At 40.4% G+C, this 18,922-nt stretch carries 20 protein-coding genes; 6 read left to right on the forward strand and 14 right to left on the reverse strand.

All coding sequences use genetic code 11. From position 1 onward, the window contains the following. Positions 1-85 precede the first annotated feature (85 nt). Complete coding sequence (locus GOP56_RS12245; protein ID WP_003334827.1) at positions 86-625, reverse strand: PadR family transcriptional regulator; 540 nt, start codon at positions 623-625, stop codon at positions 86-88. A gap of 390 nt (positions 626-1,015) precedes the next feature. Here GOP56_RS12245 and GOP56_RS12250 point away from each other — a divergent pair, with 390 nt between their 5' ends. After that, positions 1,016-1,729: a S1C family serine protease gene (locus tag GOP56_RS12250; RefSeq protein ID WP_003334825.1), complete on the forward strand. Its 714-nt coding sequence runs from the start codon at positions 1,016-1,018 to the stop codon at positions 1,727-1,729. Between the two features lie 63 nt (positions 1,730-1,792). Here the strand turns inward: GOP56_RS12250 and GOP56_RS24205 are convergent, their stop codons facing one another. From GOP56_RS24205 to GOP56_RS12265, 5 genes are all read right to left on the reverse strand, one after another. Then, positions 1,793-1,924: a hypothetical protein gene (locus GOP56_RS24205; RefSeq protein ID WP_256379982.1), complete on the reverse strand. Its 132-nt coding sequence runs from the start codon at positions 1,922-1,924 to the stop codon at positions 1,793-1,795. Between the two features lie 301 nt (positions 1,925-2,225). Further along, entirely contained in the window at positions 2,226-2,756 is a 531-nt protein-coding gene (locus GOP56_RS12255; protein ID WP_003342503.1) for a chromate transporter, read from the reverse strand. A 24-nt stretch (positions 2,757-2,780) separates the two neighbouring features. After that, a complete protein-coding gene (locus GOP56_RS12260) occupies positions 2,781-3,353 on the reverse strand; it encodes a chromate transporter (RefSeq protein ID WP_163245729.1) in 573 nt (190 codons plus the stop codon). A gap of 542 nt (positions 3,354-3,895) precedes the next feature. Further along, the gene (locus tag GOP56_RS23425) at positions 3,896-4,045 is read right to left on the reverse strand and encodes a hypothetical protein (protein ID WP_003342496.1); all 150 of its coding nucleotides are present in this window, start codon (positions 4,043-4,045) and stop codon (positions 3,896-3,898) included. Positions 4,046-4,151: 106 nt separating this feature from the next. Continuing rightward, positions 4,152-4,439, reverse strand: a complete 288-nt coding sequence (locus tag GOP56_RS12265; protein ID WP_003334818.1) for a DUF2325 domain-containing protein — start codon at positions 4,437-4,439, stop codon at positions 4,152-4,154. Positions 4,440-4,728: 289 nt separating this feature from the next. On the opposite strand from GOP56_RS12265, the gene GOP56_RS12270 reads away from it, so the two are divergent. Continuing rightward, positions 4,729-5,376, forward strand: a complete 648-nt coding sequence (locus GOP56_RS12270; RefSeq protein ID WP_003334817.1) for an IMEF encapsulin system ferritin-like cargo protein — start codon at positions 4,729-4,731, stop codon at positions 5,374-5,376. Positions 5,377-5,403: 27 nt separating this feature from the next. Continuing rightward, positions 5,404-6,246: a family 1 encapsulin nanocompartment shell protein gene (locus tag GOP56_RS12275; RefSeq protein ID WP_003334816.1), complete on the forward strand. Its 843-nt coding sequence runs from the start codon at positions 5,404-5,406 to the stop codon at positions 6,244-6,246. 167 nt (positions 6,247-6,413) lie between these two features. On the opposite strand, the gene GOP56_RS12280 is transcribed toward GOP56_RS12275, so the two are convergent. The 7 genes from GOP56_RS12280 to GOP56_RS12310 all read right to left on the reverse strand — a co-directional run bounded on the left by GOP56_RS12280 (position 6,414) and on the right by GOP56_RS12310 (position 14,076). Beyond that, on the reverse strand, positions 6,414-6,887 hold the full coding sequence (locus GOP56_RS12280; RefSeq protein WP_022585989.1) for a hypothetical protein: 474 nt from the start codon (positions 6,885-6,887) through the stop codon (positions 6,414-6,416). 309 nt (positions 6,888-7,196) lie between these two features. Then, a complete protein-coding gene (locus tag GOP56_RS12285) occupies positions 7,197-7,490 on the reverse strand; it encodes a hypothetical protein (RefSeq protein WP_003334814.1) in 294 nt (97 codons plus the stop codon). Beyond that, positions 7,484-7,720, reverse strand: a complete 237-nt coding sequence (locus tag GOP56_RS12290) for a helix-turn-helix transcriptional regulator (protein WP_003334813.1) — start codon at positions 7,718-7,720, stop codon at positions 7,484-7,486. The genes GOP56_RS12285 and GOP56_RS12290 overlap by 7 nt, the downstream gene beginning before the upstream one ends. 189 nt (positions 7,721-7,909) lie before the next feature. Next, positions 7,910-9,085 (reverse strand): pyridoxal phosphate-dependent aminotransferase, encoded by a 1,176-nt coding sequence (locus tag GOP56_RS12295; protein ID WP_163245730.1) that lies wholly within the window; start codon positions 9,083-9,085, stop codon positions 7,910-7,912. 154 nt (positions 9,086-9,239) lie between these two features. Next, positions 9,240-10,481 (reverse strand): efflux RND transporter periplasmic adaptor subunit, encoded by a 1,242-nt coding sequence (locus GOP56_RS12300; protein ID WP_003334810.1) that lies wholly within the window; start codon positions 10,479-10,481, stop codon positions 9,240-9,242. A gap of 21 nt (positions 10,482-10,502) precedes the next feature. After that, the gene (locus GOP56_RS12305) at positions 10,503-13,631 is read right to left on the reverse strand and encodes an efflux RND transporter permease subunit (RefSeq protein WP_163245731.1); all 3,129 of its coding nucleotides are present in this window, start codon (positions 13,629-13,631) and stop codon (positions 10,503-10,505) included. Continuing rightward, positions 13,606-14,076, reverse strand: a complete 471-nt coding sequence (locus GOP56_RS12310; protein ID WP_096887614.1) for a MarR family winged helix-turn-helix transcriptional regulator — start codon at positions 14,074-14,076, stop codon at positions 13,606-13,608. Before GOP56_RS12310 ends, GOP56_RS12305 begins: the two co-directional genes overlap by 26 nt. Before the next feature lie 478 nt (positions 14,077-14,554). Between GOP56_RS12310 and GOP56_RS12315 the strand changes: the two genes are divergently transcribed. The 3 genes from GOP56_RS12315 (at position 14,555) to GOP56_RS12325 (ending at position 18,259) form a co-directional block, all read left to right on the forward strand. Beyond that, entirely contained in the window at positions 14,555-16,024 is a 1,470-nt protein-coding gene (locus tag GOP56_RS12315; RefSeq protein ID WP_163245732.1) for a YcdB/YcdC domain-containing protein, read from the forward strand. A gap of 80 nt (positions 16,025-16,104) precedes the next feature. Continuing rightward, positions 16,105-16,644 (forward strand): RNA polymerase sigma factor, encoded by a 540-nt coding sequence (locus GOP56_RS12320; RefSeq protein WP_068793561.1) that lies wholly within the window; start codon positions 16,105-16,107, stop codon positions 16,642-16,644. After that, on the forward strand, positions 16,628-18,259 hold the full coding sequence (locus GOP56_RS12325) for a YcdB/YcdC domain-containing protein (protein ID WP_163245733.1): 1,632 nt from the start codon (positions 16,628-16,630) through the stop codon (positions 18,257-18,259). Before GOP56_RS12320 ends, GOP56_RS12325 begins: the two co-directional genes overlap by 17 nt. Positions 18,260-18,354: 95 nt before the next feature. Here GOP56_RS12325 and moaC read toward each other — a convergent pair whose 3' ends face one another. After that, positions 18,355-18,843 (reverse strand): cyclic pyranopterin monophosphate synthase MoaC, encoded by a 489-nt coding sequence (gene moaC / locus GOP56_RS12330; protein WP_003334804.1) that lies wholly within the window; start codon positions 18,841-18,843, stop codon positions 18,355-18,357. Positions 18,844-18,922 lie beyond the last annotated feature (79 nt).

An 18,922-nucleotide genomic window follows, 5' to 3' on the forward strand; every position in this document is an offset into this window, starting at 1 on the left:
AAAACTAATAAAACCTCGAGGGCTAATACCCCCGAGGTTTTATTAGTGTGACCGTTTTCAATTGAAGAAAGAGCCATATTCAGCTTTAGGATATATGAGCAACATTTTGCCCCTTGTCCATCATTTGCTTCTTCCCCTTTAGGAATTGAATAGCCCCATCTAGCTGATGCAGGGTATACTCCCAGCACATCTTTTGGTACTCATTTAAATCCTGCATGCTTTTTTGATAGCTGTTTCGAATAATTTCTTGACGCTTTTCCTGATAAGCAATCAAATCATCAAAAAAGTGCTTCTGATCCTCTGCGGTATGCAAATCACAAAAGAATAAACGGGTTAACATATCAGAGCGAACGATCGGCCCTTCAATTTCCGTCTTTAGTTCCTGATGAAATTGATCACGTCCTTGTTGTGTAAGACCATACATGATTTTGTTTGGCTTTCCTGACTGTAGGACCTCTTCTTTTGTAACATGTCCTTCCTGCTCCAGCTTTTTAAGAGCTGGATAGATTGCACCATAACTCGCATCGTAAAAGAAACCGATGCTACTCGTAAAGAACTGCTTTATATCGTAGCCGCTCATTTCACGATAATGTAATAAGCCTAAAATGATTGATTTGACGTCCATAACATTTCCTCCGGATGTAGGCTTTGTACAAAATTCCACTAATTTACTTACATTATTCTCTCTTTATTTCAATATTATAAAATGTTTAACTTCATATTAGCAACATTCTACCAAGAAATGAATCCTTCTCCCCCTTCCTACGAGAGTAACGCTTTAAATCGTTATAGCACAAGTTTCTTTAGGCTTATTTCCCTCTCTTTCATATAGTAAAAGCATCCTATATTCCTAGTTTTTGTATCTATTTTCAGGAATTTTCTGTGATATCTGATTACTTACATTTATTTTTGAGACTATTGTACTGGTCTCTCTCCATAATTGGGCGTTCCACCTTTATCCTTTCCTCCATAAGATGATGTATACCTATCTGCAGGGAAGTAAGGAGATGAAGTTGTGAAACCTAGAGGCTGGTCCTATACGAATACAAAATATCAGCAGATGAGTAATCTACATCCATTCAACTTCTTTGTTCCGTTAGTGGAACAGGTAAAGCACGGCGTAGTTTCCCTGATCTGCGAAGACAACACCTCCCCTCCCGACATCGATCAAATTTTGCAAAGCTTTTTGGACATGGAACCACTCGAAGCAGGCCAGACAGAAAAGAGCTTTGGTTCCGGCTTCATTTTTCATCCCAAAGGCTATATTCTCACCAGCGAGCACGTTATAGGAAAAGCTAAGTCGATTTTTGTGAAAATGTGGAATGGAAAAGTATTTGAAGCAAAGCTTGTTTTTAGTGACCCTCAACGAGATTACGCTATCGTAAAAATTGAATCCGACATACGTCTTAGCCCATTAACTCTAGGTAATTCAGGTGAGGCACGCGTAGGTGAATGGGTCATTAGTGTCGGGAGTCCCCTTGGCCTAGAGAATTCAGTTACAGCGGGAATTATCAGTGCAAAAAATAGGCGTATCCAAGTATCAAAACGCTTGTACGATGAAATTTTTCAAACAGATGCTGCCATTAACCCAGGTAATAGCGGAGGTCCCTTAATTAATTTACACGGTGAAGTAATTGGCTTAAACGCATTCATCATCCAGTCCAGTCAATGTCTCGGATTTGCCATTGGGATTGATAGTATCAAGAAAAAGATTCAGCAACTTTTATAACTTCATTTTTTCCTACCACACGTAACAATAAACGTCTAAACGAAAAAGAGTTGCCATCTCATCTCAAAGAGCTGGCAACCCCTTTTTTGCTACTAGTTCAAATCGCAAATCATCTAAGAAATTCACTCTACTGTGTATGTTTATCAACAAACCACAGAGCAATCGGTTCGTGATCACGTCCAATAATCTAACCACACCTAGCTTCTCCTAGAACCTACAGCATATTACCCGATGCCCCATAGCCTTTAAGGGAAGAGCTAGATGTTGAAAAGAAGAAATCCTCCAATCCTCTTTCGGTTCATTCCTTCTAAGGGCATTCAAGGCGGCCTGAGGATGGCACATGACCCTGAGGCGGCTAAAATGCCCATCAGCCCAAAGAACATACTGTACGTTCTCTTTTATAGTAAGACAAAAATAATTGCATGGTAGGTACGTTTATCAGGCTCTAAGCTATTATCATGCCGAGGATCAAGACAGAAGATGTGTTTTCCCTCGATTATTTAATAAAAAATCCTCCGTAGCCCATCGCTAGTATAATAACGAAGGCTGGATGAACCTTGCGTTGTTCCATCAGAAAATAGGATGCACTACCTAGTATCAATGTGTGCCATAAACCAATTTGCTCGCAGGAACCAAGAATAAATTGCACCGCCAGCGTACCCAGCAAAACGGTAACGATTGGACGAATCGAATGTGTCATCGCTTTGATTTGCGGCGCTTGGCGGAATAAATGAAATACACCTAATAAACCAATCATAGCAATCGCAGTTGGGGCAACCGTAGCAAATAAACCAACCATAGCTCCCGGAATCCCCGCCACTTGATAGCCAATATACCCACCCAGCTTTGTGGAAATTGGACTTGGCAAGGCGTTCGCTAATGCTAACGTTTCCCCGAACTCCTCAACTGTCATCCACATATAATGAGTAACGACTTCATTTTGGATCAGCGGAATACTCGGAGGTCCTCCCCCGTAGCCGAGAATATTGGTAATAAAAAACGCCCAAAAAATCTGTAGATAAATCATAGCGTTAGACTCCTTTGCTTAGTTTTACTGCTGGTTCTTTTGCCGCTTGGTATGCCAGGTGGAGTACGCAAAGGCGATCACTAAGGTAATAGCAACGAACAAACCCGGATGAATTTGAAAAGGAACTAACGCAATTACTGAAATGAACAATATCGTTAGAAAGCCTTGTTTTTCTTGCCTATTTTTACTATCCTTCCAGCCCTTTTTAAAAAAGTCATAAGTCATTACCACCATCATGACCGCAATGACTGGTTGGATGGCTTCGATCATCCCACGTACTGTCTCGGAGGTCTTCAGCACATTTACGAACTGCATCAGAACAATCATCAGAAACAGAACAGGAAAGACCATGGCTGAGATAGCGATGATGGCACCAAGCCATCCCTTTACCTTGTATCCAATATATGCAGCCATCTTGGTGGCAATCGGCCCAGGTAAGGTATTGCCAAGTGCATAGTTATCGGCGAACTCCTCCTCGCTAACCCATTTATATTTCTTGACGCACTCGGCATGCACTAGTGGTATCATGGTTGGGCCACCACCATATCCAAAAATGCCAATCCGAAAGAATGCCAAAAATAATTGCCAATAAACCATCTTCTCTCCTCCTGTCTCCATAAGATTTCTTTATCACATGTCACGAAATCAATTTTCCTTGACCTTTCCTGTCAAATCGGAGATATTGTCTTACATAAGTTTGCTTCTTGATTTGTTGTTCCATCGTATGTAATAAATTTAGAGAGATCTTTGGCTCCTGAAATCATAGTTACTATCATTGCCGCGAACCTATTGTATACTTCTTTCCGATCATTGTAATAAATTTTTATCCTTAAATAAAAGCTGCTCTTCCTATTTACCATTTCATTTCAAAAAACACATGCTCGAAAGACTGGCTATGCTCTTTCTCACATCGCGATTCCCCTACTAATCCCTGTGTTTTCCCATCCTTAGTTGGAAATTTCAATCCATCCACACCCAGATATCTTGCCATTTAAGGTGCATGATTCCTACAAAAAAGCGCTTTCATCAAAAAATAAAAAAAGCAAAATGGAATCGGTTCATCCATCTTGCTTTTATTCTCTATAAAAAATGATTTTCTCATAGTAATATTCATTGTCATAGTACACAGAAGTTCATAATTACACTTCCTGCTTTTTAGAAAACGCAATCAGATAGACTTCCTGACCGGTTTGAGTGTTGATTTCCTGTTCGATTTGCTTTAATTGTTGTAGCTGCGCAGAGTCTAACTCTGCAAATGGCATCTCACTAAGTTGTTTAATCGGTTCCATCTTCTCACCCACCTCCCATTATTAAGGATATTTTTTATCATATCCCCAAAGGAAGGAAAGTATGCACGTATGTAATCGTCAAAGATTGGGTGGTTATTTTTCCTACCTAAGCACTTACAGTTTGCATTTGAAGCACTTGCGATACAGCCGAGCAAGAACGTTTACAAAAACAAATAGGTACTTGCTTATCTTTGGCCTTAGACTTGATCTTTTTAGCTAGGTTATGATTAACAAAATCGGTTAGAACCAAGATCATTTTAACATCAGATGGAATTTTTAAACTGGTTTCTGAGCTTTTTCTACCTGTGATGTGGTGAATTTTTTTGTACCCAACCTCTTCAAGTATTTGTAAGATGTTACCTAACCTATCCCCACCGATAATTAATATAGACATAATAAAAATCCTCCTTTAGATAGTTTGTGCATATGACTCTGATGGTCAAAAACAGTTCGCGCACTGTTTATTGGTTATATGTCTCTGAAGCGAAAAAGTTAATTGAGAATAAATATCATTCTTATTGATAAATATTATCATTCCCAATTAAGTTTGACAATACTCTGTACTATTTTTTTCTCGTTTGTTCACACTATTTTTACTAGCTACAGCTCTATCCTTGATTGGATGGTTTTCCCACGGTTATAATCAGGCTATCACTAATTCTTAAAAAAGGAGGTGGGAGTTTATGTTGCAGGAAATTAAGCAGCTCCACACCATCTTTACCCGCACATTAGAAGGCATCAATGTTTTCCGCACCATGGTTCAACCTTTAATCGATCACGCTAGGGATGAACATATGAAGCTTTACTATCACCATATTTCTGAAGAAGAAGAACAACGAGAAGAGCGTCTACATGATCTCGTTCCGCGTTTGTCTCAGATCATTCAGGAAAAAAATTTGGACCAGCTAAGTGATCGCGAACTGTCTCATTTGCTCTCAGACCTAAACTTAGAACGATTTGGCCTGCACAATTTCCGTGAGCACTTGGAATTAGCGCTGTATGAGTTTACAGACGAGCCTAGTCGTTTAAAGCTAGATAGCATGCGTGAAAACACACATCAGGATTATTTAGCAACCAAAGAGATCATGGTGAAGTTGAGCGAGAAATTCTCCGATGTCGTTCCAGCAAAAATGGATACGCATGATCATGACCATGGCCATGATATCCATCAGGTGAATCATTTTGAGGCTTCGTCTGCATTGCAGGATTCAAGCAGCTCTAAGCAGCCAGCAACCGTACATGCCGACACTCACAGCCACTCAGCAGAAACATCTGTTATGAAAAAAGGCCTTACTGTTGGAAGTCTGCGTCATCTCAATCGTCATGTATAAGAGAAAAAGTTAAGATCGGAGGATTTTATGGATAAATCACAAAAATTCCCAGACTCCCCATTATCTAAGGAAGAATGGCGTCAATTAGATGAAACCATCGTTGACATGGCTCGCCGCCAACTAGTAGGCCGTCGATTCATTGACATTTATGGCCCATTAGGAGAAGGTATTCAAACCATTACCAACGATATTTATGATGAATCTCGTTTTGGAAATATGAGCTTGCGCGGTGAATCATTAGAGCTAACGCAACCTAGTAAACGTGTTAGCTTAACGATCCCTATCGTATACAAGGATTTCATGCTGTACTGGCGTGATATGGCTCAAGCCCGTACATTGGGTATGCCAATTGACCTTAGCCCTGCTGCTAATGCCGCTAGTAGCTGCGCTCTTATGGAGGATGATCTGATCTTTAATGGTAATCCTGAGTTTGACCTACCAGGTATTATGAATGTAAAAGGACGCCTCACCCATATTAAGAGTGACTGGATGGAATCTGGAAATGCTTTTGCTGATATCGTAGAAGCTCGTAATAAGCTATTAAAAATGGGGCACAGCGGTCCTTATGCCCTTGTTGTATCTCCAGAGCTGTATTCATTACTCCATCGTGTACACAAAGGTACCAATGTCCTTGAGATTGATCACATTCGCAACTTGGTTACAGATGGTGTATTCCAATCTCCAGTGATCAAAGGCGGTGCTCTGGTAGCTACAGGAAGACATAACCTGGACCTTGCCATTGCTGAGGATTTTGATTCTGCTTTCCTAGGTGACGAACAAATGAACAGCCTAATGCGTGTTTATGAGTGCGCTGTTCTCCGCATTAAACGTCCAAGTGCGATTTGCACATTAGAAATGACAGAGGAATAAAAGAGATATACAAGAAAGAGAGATAGCCGTTTGTAAGTAAAAGGCTGTCTCTCTTTTCATTTCTTCATCGTTAACGTATTTTCATGACTGAATATTCAGTTTTTATTAAGGGTAAAAAAACCTTAGGGATGAACCTAAGGGTAGAATCCTTTCCATTTGGAAAATAATTAAGCAATCCGAACAACCTTTTGAGGATCAGTTGTATGTAAGAAAGGCATATCCACGTGGCTAGCCGCAATTTCATAGCCAATATCGCAGACTAAGATATCTACCTCTTCACGGAAAGGCAACGTACAGCTTCCTTCGTTTAATTCACATAGACGTTTTAAATGTTTAAGTCGCTCGTTCACTTTTTGCTCACGCATATGTTGATTTTCTAAATCACAAACATTGACATGACGTGCATCTACGACCATGCTGATATCCTGAATGTGAACGATTAGACGTTTTCCCTCTTCTGTAACAAATCCAAGCGAACAGAATTGAGAATCGGACATTTCTAGACGAGTAATCACCGCATGCTTATACTCTTCACCAGAGCGAAGCTTGATGGTATCAGCTTCGACAGCACCACCTATTTTACGCTCGTTGGATACAACCGTATACATATCGGTATAACCGTTAATTTGGTATCTCGTCATCGGAAATTCACTCCTATTCTTATCCTATCTGCTAATGAGACTCATTATCAATTTTATCTGTATCGTATAATGAAAATCATTATTAGTCAATATTGAGACTGTAACGAATGTTTTTATCTACTAAATAGGTTTTCCTCGATAACTCAGATTTAATCTGTAAAAATGACCCAATACCTATTCGCTACATTTCCTAGCATAAATCTATGATCCTCCTAATATCCAAAAAGGGCCTAATTGTGCCAGATCAGAATTTACATCTCGGCTACGATTAGGCAGTCTTATCAAGCTAAAATTGTTCCTTCTATTGGATTAAGCAGTTTTATTTTTATAAAAAATATAGACAGCAACCATAATGCCAGAGAACCAAATAGACATTAAAGCAAAATCTAAAGCAACTTTATATCCAAGGGAAACAAATGATAGCTTGGTTGTCAGAAAGGAAAGGAGGATTCCAATCACAGCAATGGAATACCCTAATGTATATCCATTAGCTAAAATTTGTTGACCACGTTCATCTTTTCCTTCTGACCTCGTGAAAGCAACGGTGTATGACACCGAAATGACATAGGTAATCACAAGGAAAATAAATAGAAACTCTAACATTCTGGCACATCTCCCTTATCTACTTCATATTGAAATACTTCATTTATATCAACCTCAAATAAATGAGCAATTTTAAAGGCTAGCATAAGAGACGGATTGTAGCGATTTGCCTCTAAAGACACAATCGTTTGTCTGCTAACACCTAATTTGTCAGCTACCTCCTTTTGCGACCAGCGTTTCTTTGCACGTAGCATAAATAATTCATTTCGTATTTTCCCTTCCTTTTCCAAAAAACCACATCCTCTCGACTTGAATGTAATATATTTTTTACATAATGTAAATGATTTTTATCAAAAAGTAAAAAATATATGCATATCTACCTTGAAATATCCAAAATAAAAAAGCTCACTAGCAGTATGGAAAACCGCCAGATGAGCTTTGATCTATGAAGACGTCTGTACATGATCTTTTTTTGAGGCTTATTTCGTAAACAGCTGTAGCTTCTGAATTCGTTTCACTGCTTCGCGCAAGCGTTCCTCTGTGTTCAACAGTCCTAACCGTACATATCCCTCACCATGCGCTCCAAAGCCTACCCCAGGAGCAACCATTACATGAGCTTTACATAAGAGCTCATCAGCCAATTGGGCAGATGTATAACCAGTTGGAATGGGAAGCCAAGCAAAGAACGATCCCTGTGATGGTGTCGCCTTCCAGCCAATTTCATGCAGTGCTGTATACAGGGCGTTTCGGCGGCTTTCATAGGTAGCCACCAGCTCTCGGACGCAGTCCTGAGAATCCGTCATAGCTTTAGCCGCTGCCATTTGAACAGCTCCGAACAAGCTTACAAAGTAATGGTCCTGCAACGTGTTGATTAGCTTAACCAGCTCTTTGTTTCCTACCATTGCGCCTACACGCCAGCCTGCCATGTTATAGGTTTTTGATAGGGTGTAGAACTCAACTCCTACCTCTTTTGCACCTGGAACCTGCATGAAACTGACTGGTTTTTTTCCATCAAAGGAAATGGCTCCATATGCAAAATCAGAACAAACCACAATTTCATGCTTTCGAGCAAACTTGATGGTTTCCTCATAAAATTCGAAAGGTGCGTTGACTGCTGTCGGGTTGTTCGGATAGTTTAAAAACATCAGTTTAGCTTTTTCTAAATCAGCCGCATCTAATTGGCCATAATCAGGTAAAAACTGATTATCTACAGTCAAAGGCATGGGAACCATACGTCCGCCTACCACAGCTACTCCCGACCAATAATCTGGATAACCAGGATCAGGAACCAAGGCGACATCTCCCGGATTCATCAATACCTGACAAATCTCTACTAGCCCTGTCTTACTGCCAAATAAAATGGCTACCTCTTCTTCCGGATCAAGGTCTACATCAAATTCCTGCTTATACCAATGTGCTACGGCTTGCTTTAATTCCAGCCGTCCCTGAAAAGGCGGATACTTATGATGCATAGGATCTTTCGCCTGTTTTGCCATTTCTTCTACAATATGGGGAGGTGTCGGTAAATCAGGATTTCCCTGCCCCAGATTAATAACGTCATGACCCTCACTAATTACCTTGTTAACCTTTGCTACCATCGTTGAAAAAAATTGGGTGGGTAACTGTTCCATCATGGAAGCAGGCGTGATACGCATCGCTTTCCCTACTTTCTTTTTCAGAGTAAACTGACATTTATGTAATCAAAAACAGCTTTTTGATCTGTAAGAGAAAGACCCCTTTCTTTTTGTAAGCAAAGAAAGGAGTCGTTTGTAACAATGATTTTATACTAGTTAGTGTAGCTAGTTTTTGTCAATCCATTTTTTGAATCTCAACTTTTCCTCCGTCTTTAAGCATGGACTGGCCTCTGATAACTACTTTTTCTCCCAAAGAAACACCTTTTTTAATCTCAATTAGATCGCTTGATTCCTCGCCAGTTTCTACAGCTACTTTCTTAGCGATATCGCCTTCCACTTTATATATATACTTTTTGCCGTTTTCATCGAACACAGCTTTACGTGGAATGGCAACAGCCTTCTGAGCTTTACTGGAGGTTGATTGGATTTTTAAATTAACAACCATATCTGCCTTTAATTCGTTTTTCGGATTTGGCACAGTGATTTCGATTGGATATGCTTTCAACTGTTGATCCATTGTAGGACTGATAGCGGTAATTGTTGCCTCTATTTTTTTATTCAAGGCAGTCAATTCAACCGTTGTACGATCCCCTACTTTTATCTTAGTAATTTCATCCTCTGATAAGTTTGCTTTTACTAAGAGTGGATTGGTGTTAACCAGAACAACAACTGGGACCTGCCCCGAAGCTATTTCTCCCACATGTCCCCCCACCTGAGCTACAAAGCCAGAGATTGGAGCTGCTACTGTAGAATTGCTCAACTGCTCACGGGCACTGGCAAGCGCAACTCGCGCTTGGTTAACAGATGCTTCTGAAACCACGATGCCTGATTTTTTAGAGGCTGAGTTATAGTCTACCTTTGCGTTATTAAAAGCAGTTTCCGCATTCTTCAATGCTGCTTGCGCTTGTTCATTCTGCTGCTGAGCCAGGGCTCCTTGATTAAATAGCTCTTGGCTTCGAGTGGCATCACGCTTTGCATCCTGATAGGCACGCTCTGCCTGTGCTAATGCATTCTTAGCTGTTTCAACAGATTGTGCTGTGCTAGTACCACTTTGGCTGAGTCCCGCTACCGACACCTGATACTGGGCTTCGGCCTGACGAACCGCATTTCTGAGGTCATCTTGGTCTAGCGTAAATAGTACAGAGCCTTTTTGTACATATTGACCCAGCTTTACATTTAGGGTTTGAATTTTACCTGGTGCTTTTGGTGAAATTTTTACTTCCTGGCTCGGAGCCAATTTACCAGTATAGCCTGCTCCTGAAGCGATAGAATCTTCTATTGCTGGGCTTATTTGCACCGGAGTTGGCGCTTCCGCCTCGGCAACCTGAGGAGCTGCAGCCGGTTCTTCGCCCGTGCACCCCGTTACTGTTAAAGCAGCAACGAGTATAAGCGGTAAGCCCCATTTACTTTTTACCATTGTTAGTCCTCCTTTACCTCATTACACTTCTTCTACTACAGTAGGCGTATTCTTCTTTTTCCGATTAAAACGATTCTTGAACTTACGGCCCCAGTTATCAAATGTGACATATACAACAGGGACAAGTACAAGAGTGATTAGCGTGGAGAATGTTAGACCGAAAATAACCACCACTGCCATTGGAGCTTGGGATTCGTTACCGGAACCACCTGCAAATGCTAGTGGAGTAATGGCTAGAACAGTTGCTAACGTAGTCATCATGATCGGACGTAGACGAATTGGACCAGCTTTTAAGATTGCAGCATCTCGATCTAAACCGTCCTTGCGAGCTGTAATAATGTAATCCATAAGAACGATCGCATTATTTACAACAATACCTACTAACAAGATATAACCAATCAGGGCTGGTACTGACAATGGTTGACCTGTCACAAACAATCCAACCACAACCCCAATAAAGGTAGGCGGCACAGAGAACATGATGATAAACGGACTAAATAGAGACTCAAATTGGCTCGCCATAACCATGTAGACAAGAACAATAGACAAGAGAATCGCTAGACCTAGACTGCCAAAGGATTCTTCCATATCTTTAGACTGACCGCCGTATTCAATATGGTATCCATCTGGAAGATTCAATTGTGCCAGTTTTTCTTGAACCTCACCCATAATCGAGTTCAGGTCACGACCACTAGTATCAGCGGTAATGGTAACCTCACGAGTCTGATCCGCACGTTTAATCATTTGTGCTACTTCCACTTTTTCCACTTTAGCAATAGCACCTATTGATACTTGCGCCCCGCTAGGAGTAGTAACCGTCAAACGCTCTAAATGCTTTGGTTCATCCTGAATCGTTTTTGGCAAACGAACTTTTACGTCAACCTCATCGTCACCTGTCTGATAACGAGTTAAGGTTTGCCCTTCAAAAGCCGTCCGTACATATGACAGAACCTGTTGTGTACTTAGGCCATATTGACTTGCCTTTTCACGATCGACTACTACCTGGAACTCTCGGTCTTTTTCTTCTAAAGAAGTGGTTAAGTTTGCCGTTCCAGAAACCTTGCCGACCACACCCATAATAATATTACTGATATCATCTAATACCTCTAAATCATCACCACGTAAGCTGATTTCCAGTGGCGTACCGCCCATGCCACCCATGCCATCCAAATGTTTAACCGTAATTTCTGCACCAGGTATATTTTTAACCTGATTTCGTAAGTCATCAATGATTTGATCTGTGGTACGTGTACGCTCTTTTGCATCTACTAGGGTAAGCTGTAGCTCTCCGCGGTTCGTAGCACTATTCGCTAGCACAGATACACCCGCACTCCCAATGGATACATACAATTCTTTTAGTTCAGGTACCTTTTTCACTATTCCTTCAAGTTCGTTAATAACTTTTTCCGTTTCCTGAATGCGCGTGTTATTAGCTAGTTTCGCAGCTACAGTAATTTTTCCTTGGTCCATGGAAGGAATAAATTCCGCTCCAATAAACGGTGTCAAAATGATAGCACCCACAAACATAAGGGCTACAGCAAGGTAAACGGTCTTACGCCAATTGATTGCCCATTTTAGGAATCTTCCATAGTAATGAGAAAGTTTCGTAAAGCCAATGTTAAACCATGTGATCGGATTGAAGCCCCGATACGTTCCAGAATGGTAGATTTCTTCATCCGGGATGCGTTTCAAAATTCGTGCTGACATCATAGGCACAAGAGCAATAGATGCTAAAAGTGCCGCTATATGTGAGTACACAACCGTTAGTGCCAATGGTCCGAATAATTGAGAAGCTAATCCTTCAACGAACATGATCGGCAAGAATACACAAATTTGGGCAAGAGCAGAAGCCATGACCGCTGTTCCCACCTCTTGGGAACCAAAACGAGCAGCTTGCACCATTGATTTGCCTTCCTGTCGATGTCTGAAAATATTTTCTAGGATAACGACAGCGAAGTCAACCAACGAGCCTAGTCCAAGTGTTAAACCACCAAGCGAGATCAGGTTGATTGTCTGACCCGTAAAATACATTAAGCAGAAGGTAGCAATTACAGAAATCGGAATTACAACTGCAATAATTAAAACAGAGCGAACGCTATTTAAAAACAAGAGTAGAATAATGGTCGAGAATGCCGCCCCTATCAAGGCATGCTCAGCCACTGTGTAGATTGAATCTTTAATAAACTGTGAAGAATCCGTGATCATGGAAATCTCAGTACCTGGTGGCAGATTCTCCTTTAGCCTCTCAATCTCTACTTTGGCTGCATCTGCAACTTTAATGGTATTTCCACCTGAAGCTTTTGTAACAGAAATTCCTACAGTCGGTTTCCCATTATAATAACTGAACTGGGTTTGTTCCTTATACGTATCCTCGACAAAAGCAATATTTTTTAGCGGAATAGTTGAAGCACCAACCACTATAGGTGTTTCACCAATATCCTTAATCGTTGTATATTCTCCTTGGACGCGAATGCTTAGCTTTTTATCTCCTTCACGTACCATACCAGCTGCTCCAGAAAGGTTAGTCCCCATTAAAGCCTGCTGTACTTGTTCTAAAGTAATACCGTAAGCAGTGATTTTGTCAGAATCAAGCGTTACTTCAATGATACGTTCCTTCCCACCATTAACTCCGACAGAAGCGACTCCATCAATACGTTCAATTCGAGATTTAATAACATTATCAGCTAAATCCTTTAGCTTCGTAATATCATTATTACCTGTTAGTGCAAACGTCATGATTGGCTCACTATTTGGGTCTAGCTTAAGAACGCGCGGCGCTTTAGCCGTGTCTGGCAATGCTCCCCGCACCTGGTCTACCTTGTCACGCATGTTTAGCGTGGCTTGGTCCATATTGGTGCCCCAATTAAACTGGACGATAACCTGTGAGGCTCCACTCATGGAAAACGACGATAACTTACTTACATTAGGAACAGTCCCTAATGCTTCCTCTACAGGCTTTGTTACTAATTTTTCCACTGATGCAGGTGTCCCGCCCTCAACCGAGGTTACAACAACAGCAACCGGCAGGTTCAGGTTAGGATAGAGTTCTACCGCCAATTTGGGTAGCGACACGAATCCAAAAATGAGGACGGCTAATGCCAGCATCACGATGGTTACGGGTCGATTAATCGCAAACCTTGATATGTTCATCTCTGTTCCCTCTCTCCTTTAATAAGGAATGATATTTTTTCTCAAGATAATGATTGAGCAATTCTAAAGATTGAGTAATTTGTTTTCGTTCATGTTCCTTCATCCCCTCAAATAATTCGGGTAAGTACTGATCTTTCATTAGTGGAAATCGTTTTTGAAGCTGAGAAAAATCTTGAGCAAGAAAAACCCAGACTATGCGTCTGTCGTTATGATCTCGCTTGCGAATTACTAAGTTCGCCTTTTCCAAACGATCAATGATGCCAGAAACGGTGCTATAGGATAATTCTAGACTTTTACTTATTTCTCCAATTGTCTTCGGATTTTCTTTTACTTGATGAATCACCATAATCTGAGGTTTAGTAATGCCGCTCTCCACCAGCTCTTGTGTAAAAATCCCGATGTATAAATTCCACATGTCCATCAATCGATCAGTGAGCTCATTCATAGAATCACGGCAACCTCCTCCTACTGTTTTTATTTCGCTATACGAAACATTATGTCATGATGATTACCTTGTATCAAGAATTTTCCAAAGCTACTTATGCCTAAAAGCAGCTTCTGTCATTGGTCTAACTGATAATACGTAACTCCTTACAAAAAATTTCTCTTTCCAATAAATTGATGTGCTTTTTTGTGTGAATTATAGAAAAGTTTATCTTTTTTTCATTAGAATGTCGACAATCACGCGTAAACAGCATGCCCTTTCAATACAATTTTACTCAGATAAATGCTCCTCCCTGCGTAACTTCAGCTTGAAGCAAGCTGGGGACCTCTTCTTCCCACCGTGTGCCCCCTCTATTGTCACTCCCTTGAAGAAGTTCGTTTTTATAAAATTTCCTTTTTAAAAAATAATTGTAACTTTTCTTTTTTTATTCTCGACCTTGTATGTGAGCAAGAAAAATGAAAAGAAAAGGAAGATAATTATGAAAAAATCAACGAATAAAACAGTCTTGAGTCTTATGGCAGCTCTTATGCTTTCATCAACTCCGGTATGGGCTAGTGCCAAAACAATTTCAGAAGAACCTGAAAAAATTCAAACTATACAGGAGTTAGATCAGGTCGTAAAAAAATCAATCGAACAACTGACTGAAGTTCTTCCTGAATTAAAAGAGTTTACCGAAATGGAGATAAGTCAGTTTTCTGAAGGGAGCACTCGCATTATTCTTTCTAAAGAAAAAGGCGTGCTGTACCCATCGGTTAAAATCGTATTAAATTCTGCAGGAGTCATTGAAGAATTCGACATTGATAGAGAAGAGATTTACTCTAAAGAACCCGTAGACAAGGAAATGGCAACGGAAAAAGGCAAGGCTTTTCTGAAAAAATTACTGGGCGATCGTGCCAATCAGTATAAGGTTAGCGGAAATATTAAACCTGCAGGAGGAGAGAACGATGGCACCTATTCCTGGATTAATATCACCTTTAATCGCATGATCGGCGGCATTACACTTAATGATGATTATTATTATCTTCGTATCAATCCAAATGGAGATATTATCGGAATGGTAAAGAAATCCCCAACTAGCTCTGATGAAGACTTACCAAAGCCGGAAAAGATAATCAGTAAGGAACAAGCGGAAGAGGCATTAGCTAAAGTAATTCATCCATTCATTAAAGCTAACGATGGGAAAGTAATCTATCGCTTCTTAGAGACTCCTTATGTGAATGCCGAAACAGGAGAAAGAATTATCAGCTTCCATGACAGAATTTTTTCTGATCCATACCCGACTAAGCAAAATGGAGAAAAATTGGTAGCTAAAACGTCCGATGAAGCAGCCAAAGTTCTAAAGTCCGTACTTGATTTTGATGTAACTGGATTAACCTTAGATGAACAAATGGACAATGGACAAAAACTATACATGTGGTACAAAAATAAAGAAAGGATGGCCGTGGTTGCAACAAAGGAAAATCAGGTAATAGATGTTGTAATCGATAATAAAAGAATGCCTGAAGGTGCAAAAGCTAAAATTTCTATAGAAGAAGGTCAAACGCTTGCTGTCAATACTCTTCAAAAATACCTAGGTGACGATGTAAAAGAATTGATTAATGAGTCATCGGCTTTGCTTAGTGAGAATAATGTTGTCGTTGATTACAAAATAAGTCCTGTTCATGCAGGTATTGAGATTTTTGACCGTTCTTATACAGTAACAGTGAATCGAATTACTGGTAAAGTAACCGCCATCCGTGGAATAGGTGAAACTTCTAAAAAACTACCAGACAAGGATTCAATTATTGATGCAAAAACAGCTGTAAAAGCCATTCTAAAAGATACTCCACTTAAGCTTGTCTACGTAACTGCAAGTACAACTGGCAAAGATGGGGATGCCTATCTTGCCTACACAGTAGATAATGATATAGCAATCGATGGAATTACCGGAAAACCAGTAAAAGAATAATTCTTTATATTGAAGTAATTACTCCACAAAGCCATCCTTACCTGTTGAGGATGGCTTTTATCCAGGAGGGGAGTTATGCCTTGACGGAAGACGAAAAGGAGCATATCCAGCATATATACCGTACTCATTATCAGGACATCTATCAATTTCTAGTCTATTTTACAGGTGATCAAAACGAAGCAGAGGATTTGACTCAGGAGGTATTTATTCGATTATTCCGTTCTTTGTCCAGCTATGATGGACGTTCTCCGCTAAAGCTATACATACTTTCCATCGCTCGTTATACCGCAATCGATCATTATCGGAAAAAAAAGCTCAAATATGTCTTTTCGGACATGTGGATAAAAACAATACCGGCCACATTTGGATTGCCTGAAAAAGAATTACAGCAAAAGGAATTACAGCAGAACCTACAGCAAATCTTTCAGTCACTGAAGCCAAAGCATAGAATGGTCATCATCCTCCGCGGTTTACGAGAGCTTTCTATAAAGGAAACCGCAGAAATTTTAGGGTGTAGCGAGGCAAAAGTAAAAGTCGATTACCATCGTGCCCTGAAGATTATGCAAAAAAAATGCCTTATTCCCTCGATGGGAGGATTATACGATGAACTTGCCAAGTGAAAAAGAGATCTTGCATGCTTTAAAGCAACGAGAGGATTTACATCCACGCTCTGAATTTGTTGAGGAGTGTGAAGCGGCGATCATGAAAAGTCTCACAAAAAGAAAACGAGCTCACATCTGGTATCTTCGCACTGCAAAAATATCCTGTATTGGTGTTGCCGTCATGTTAGTCGTTTGGCTCGGTTCCCCTCTCCGTCAACAACCAATGGAATGGGCACAAACAGAGCCTATTGTCAAGGAACCGTTACACAACGATCCGTCTATTTCCAAACCTCCTATAGAGAGAAAAGGTCCAACAATTCGTCCAACTGTTCAGGTCCCTACCCATACTCCGATCAAAGTACCAGATCGAGTGCCAGCACCACCTCTAGTAAAGGATCGAGATCAAAAGCCAGCACAAAATCCCGCTTCTGCATCAGTCAATGAAAAGCCAGTTGAGCAGGTTGTCGAAAAAAAAGCGAGTCCTCTTGTAGAACAGCATCAAATGACTAAGCTTGAACAAATCGCATACGATTTTCTAAAGCCAAGACTTGGCGATTCTATCAATGGCTTTCAAGGCTTTAGTAGTCCAGAGAAAACTGCAGATTCTAAAATAGTGTATTATCGCATGGTTCATAATACTCCTATTCTCGATCAAAATATAAATCTATCCATTAATGTTCAAACAGAAGACGTATCTTCTTCTATTCAGGGTAATATTATGGAAGATATTGATCCACTTCGCTTTCCTCTTCCTAAGGATGTATTACCAAAAGCGAAAGTAGATGAGCTTATGGAAAAAGAAATGCACCTTGTTTATCAAAAAGTAGCTGAAAATCAATATGTATTGGGTTATCAACCGGCTATCTATGGATATATCGATGCTAAGAGCGGCGAATGGCTACATTCTTCCTATAAACAGCTTGATAAATCAAGTGGGGTAACAATACCCCTTGCTTCAAGAAAACATTTCTCTGCCGAGTCAGAAGAAGACGTACATGCCATATTAGTTGATTTATTCAATCTGGACCCACAAACACTTAGCATACAGAATGGCTCATCCTATCAGGGAAAACAAAAGTATTATTGGAAAGATAACACAGGAAAGCTTGGTCAGATTGGAATAGATATTCTCAGTGGCCAGCTTCTTGGGTACTCTTTTGAATCAGAATCAAAAGCAAATCTTACTTTTTCTCCAATCAATAAAGTAGAAGCACAGCAAAAGGCGATCGCTTTCCTCGAACAAATCGTCCCTGCACAAATACAGGAGCTTTATCTGGACACCAACAAGGAAACTATCGATAAAAATTTTATTATTTTTACCTTTTATCCTAGCAAGGAAGGCATTCCTGTGATTAGTCATCCTTACTATGTCACAGTCGATATGGATACAGGTACAATCACGAATTATAAGGGCAGTTCTTTTGATCCAGCATTATTACCTACCAAATCCAGCATTCTATCAATTAAGGAAGCTACGCAGGCTTATATTCAGAGCTATCCGTTTCAATTAGCTTATATTTTATCCCCAAAAAACGGTATTCCCCGGTTAGTATATACGGTCTTACCAGATGACACCGAAGCAAAAACGATAGATGCAAAAACTGGGCAGCTACTTCATATGGAAAACAAATAATAAATCAGCCACCTTCTCTACTGCTAGAAAAGGTGGCTCCTTTTATAGATGAATCCATAATGAAACGCTGGCTACTCTCTCTGCATGATGTGCATCTATCCCTCTACCCGCTCATAGTCTCCACTCTTGCCACCCGTTTTTTTCACCAGATAGGTAGGGCCAATAACCATTTCCTTATCCATTGCCTTACACATATCGTAGATCGTGAGTGTTACAGCACTCGCAGCCGTCAATGCTTCCATTTCTACTCCTGTTTTCCCTGTTGTTTTCACTTTAACCCATACCCCGATCGTATCCTCCCCTTCAAATTCATATGTAACATCTACGCCGGTTAGGGCTAAAGGGTGGCACATTGGTATCATATCTGAGGTTTTTTTTGCTGCCATAATGCCCGCTACTTGTGCTACAGCCAGTACATCCCCTTTGCTGATTTTCCCTTCTTTTACGCGTAGCAAGGTCTCCGGCTTCATCACAACACGGCTTCTAGCAACCGCCTCACGTTTCGTAACATCTTTATCTGAGATATCTACCATGCGCGCCCTGTTTTGTTCGTTAAAATGTGTAAGCTGATCGTGTGTAGACATAAATGATTTCTCCTTTTTTACAAACGTACTATCTCTGTTTGATTCTATGCTAATGTATTCGATTTGACTAATCAAATAA

Origin of the sequence: Brevibacillus sp. 7WMA2 (assembly GCF_010748895.1) — a bacterium.
Taxonomy (GTDB): Bacteria; Bacillota; Bacilli; order Brevibacillales; family Brevibacillaceae; genus Brevibacillus_B; species Brevibacillus_B halotolerans.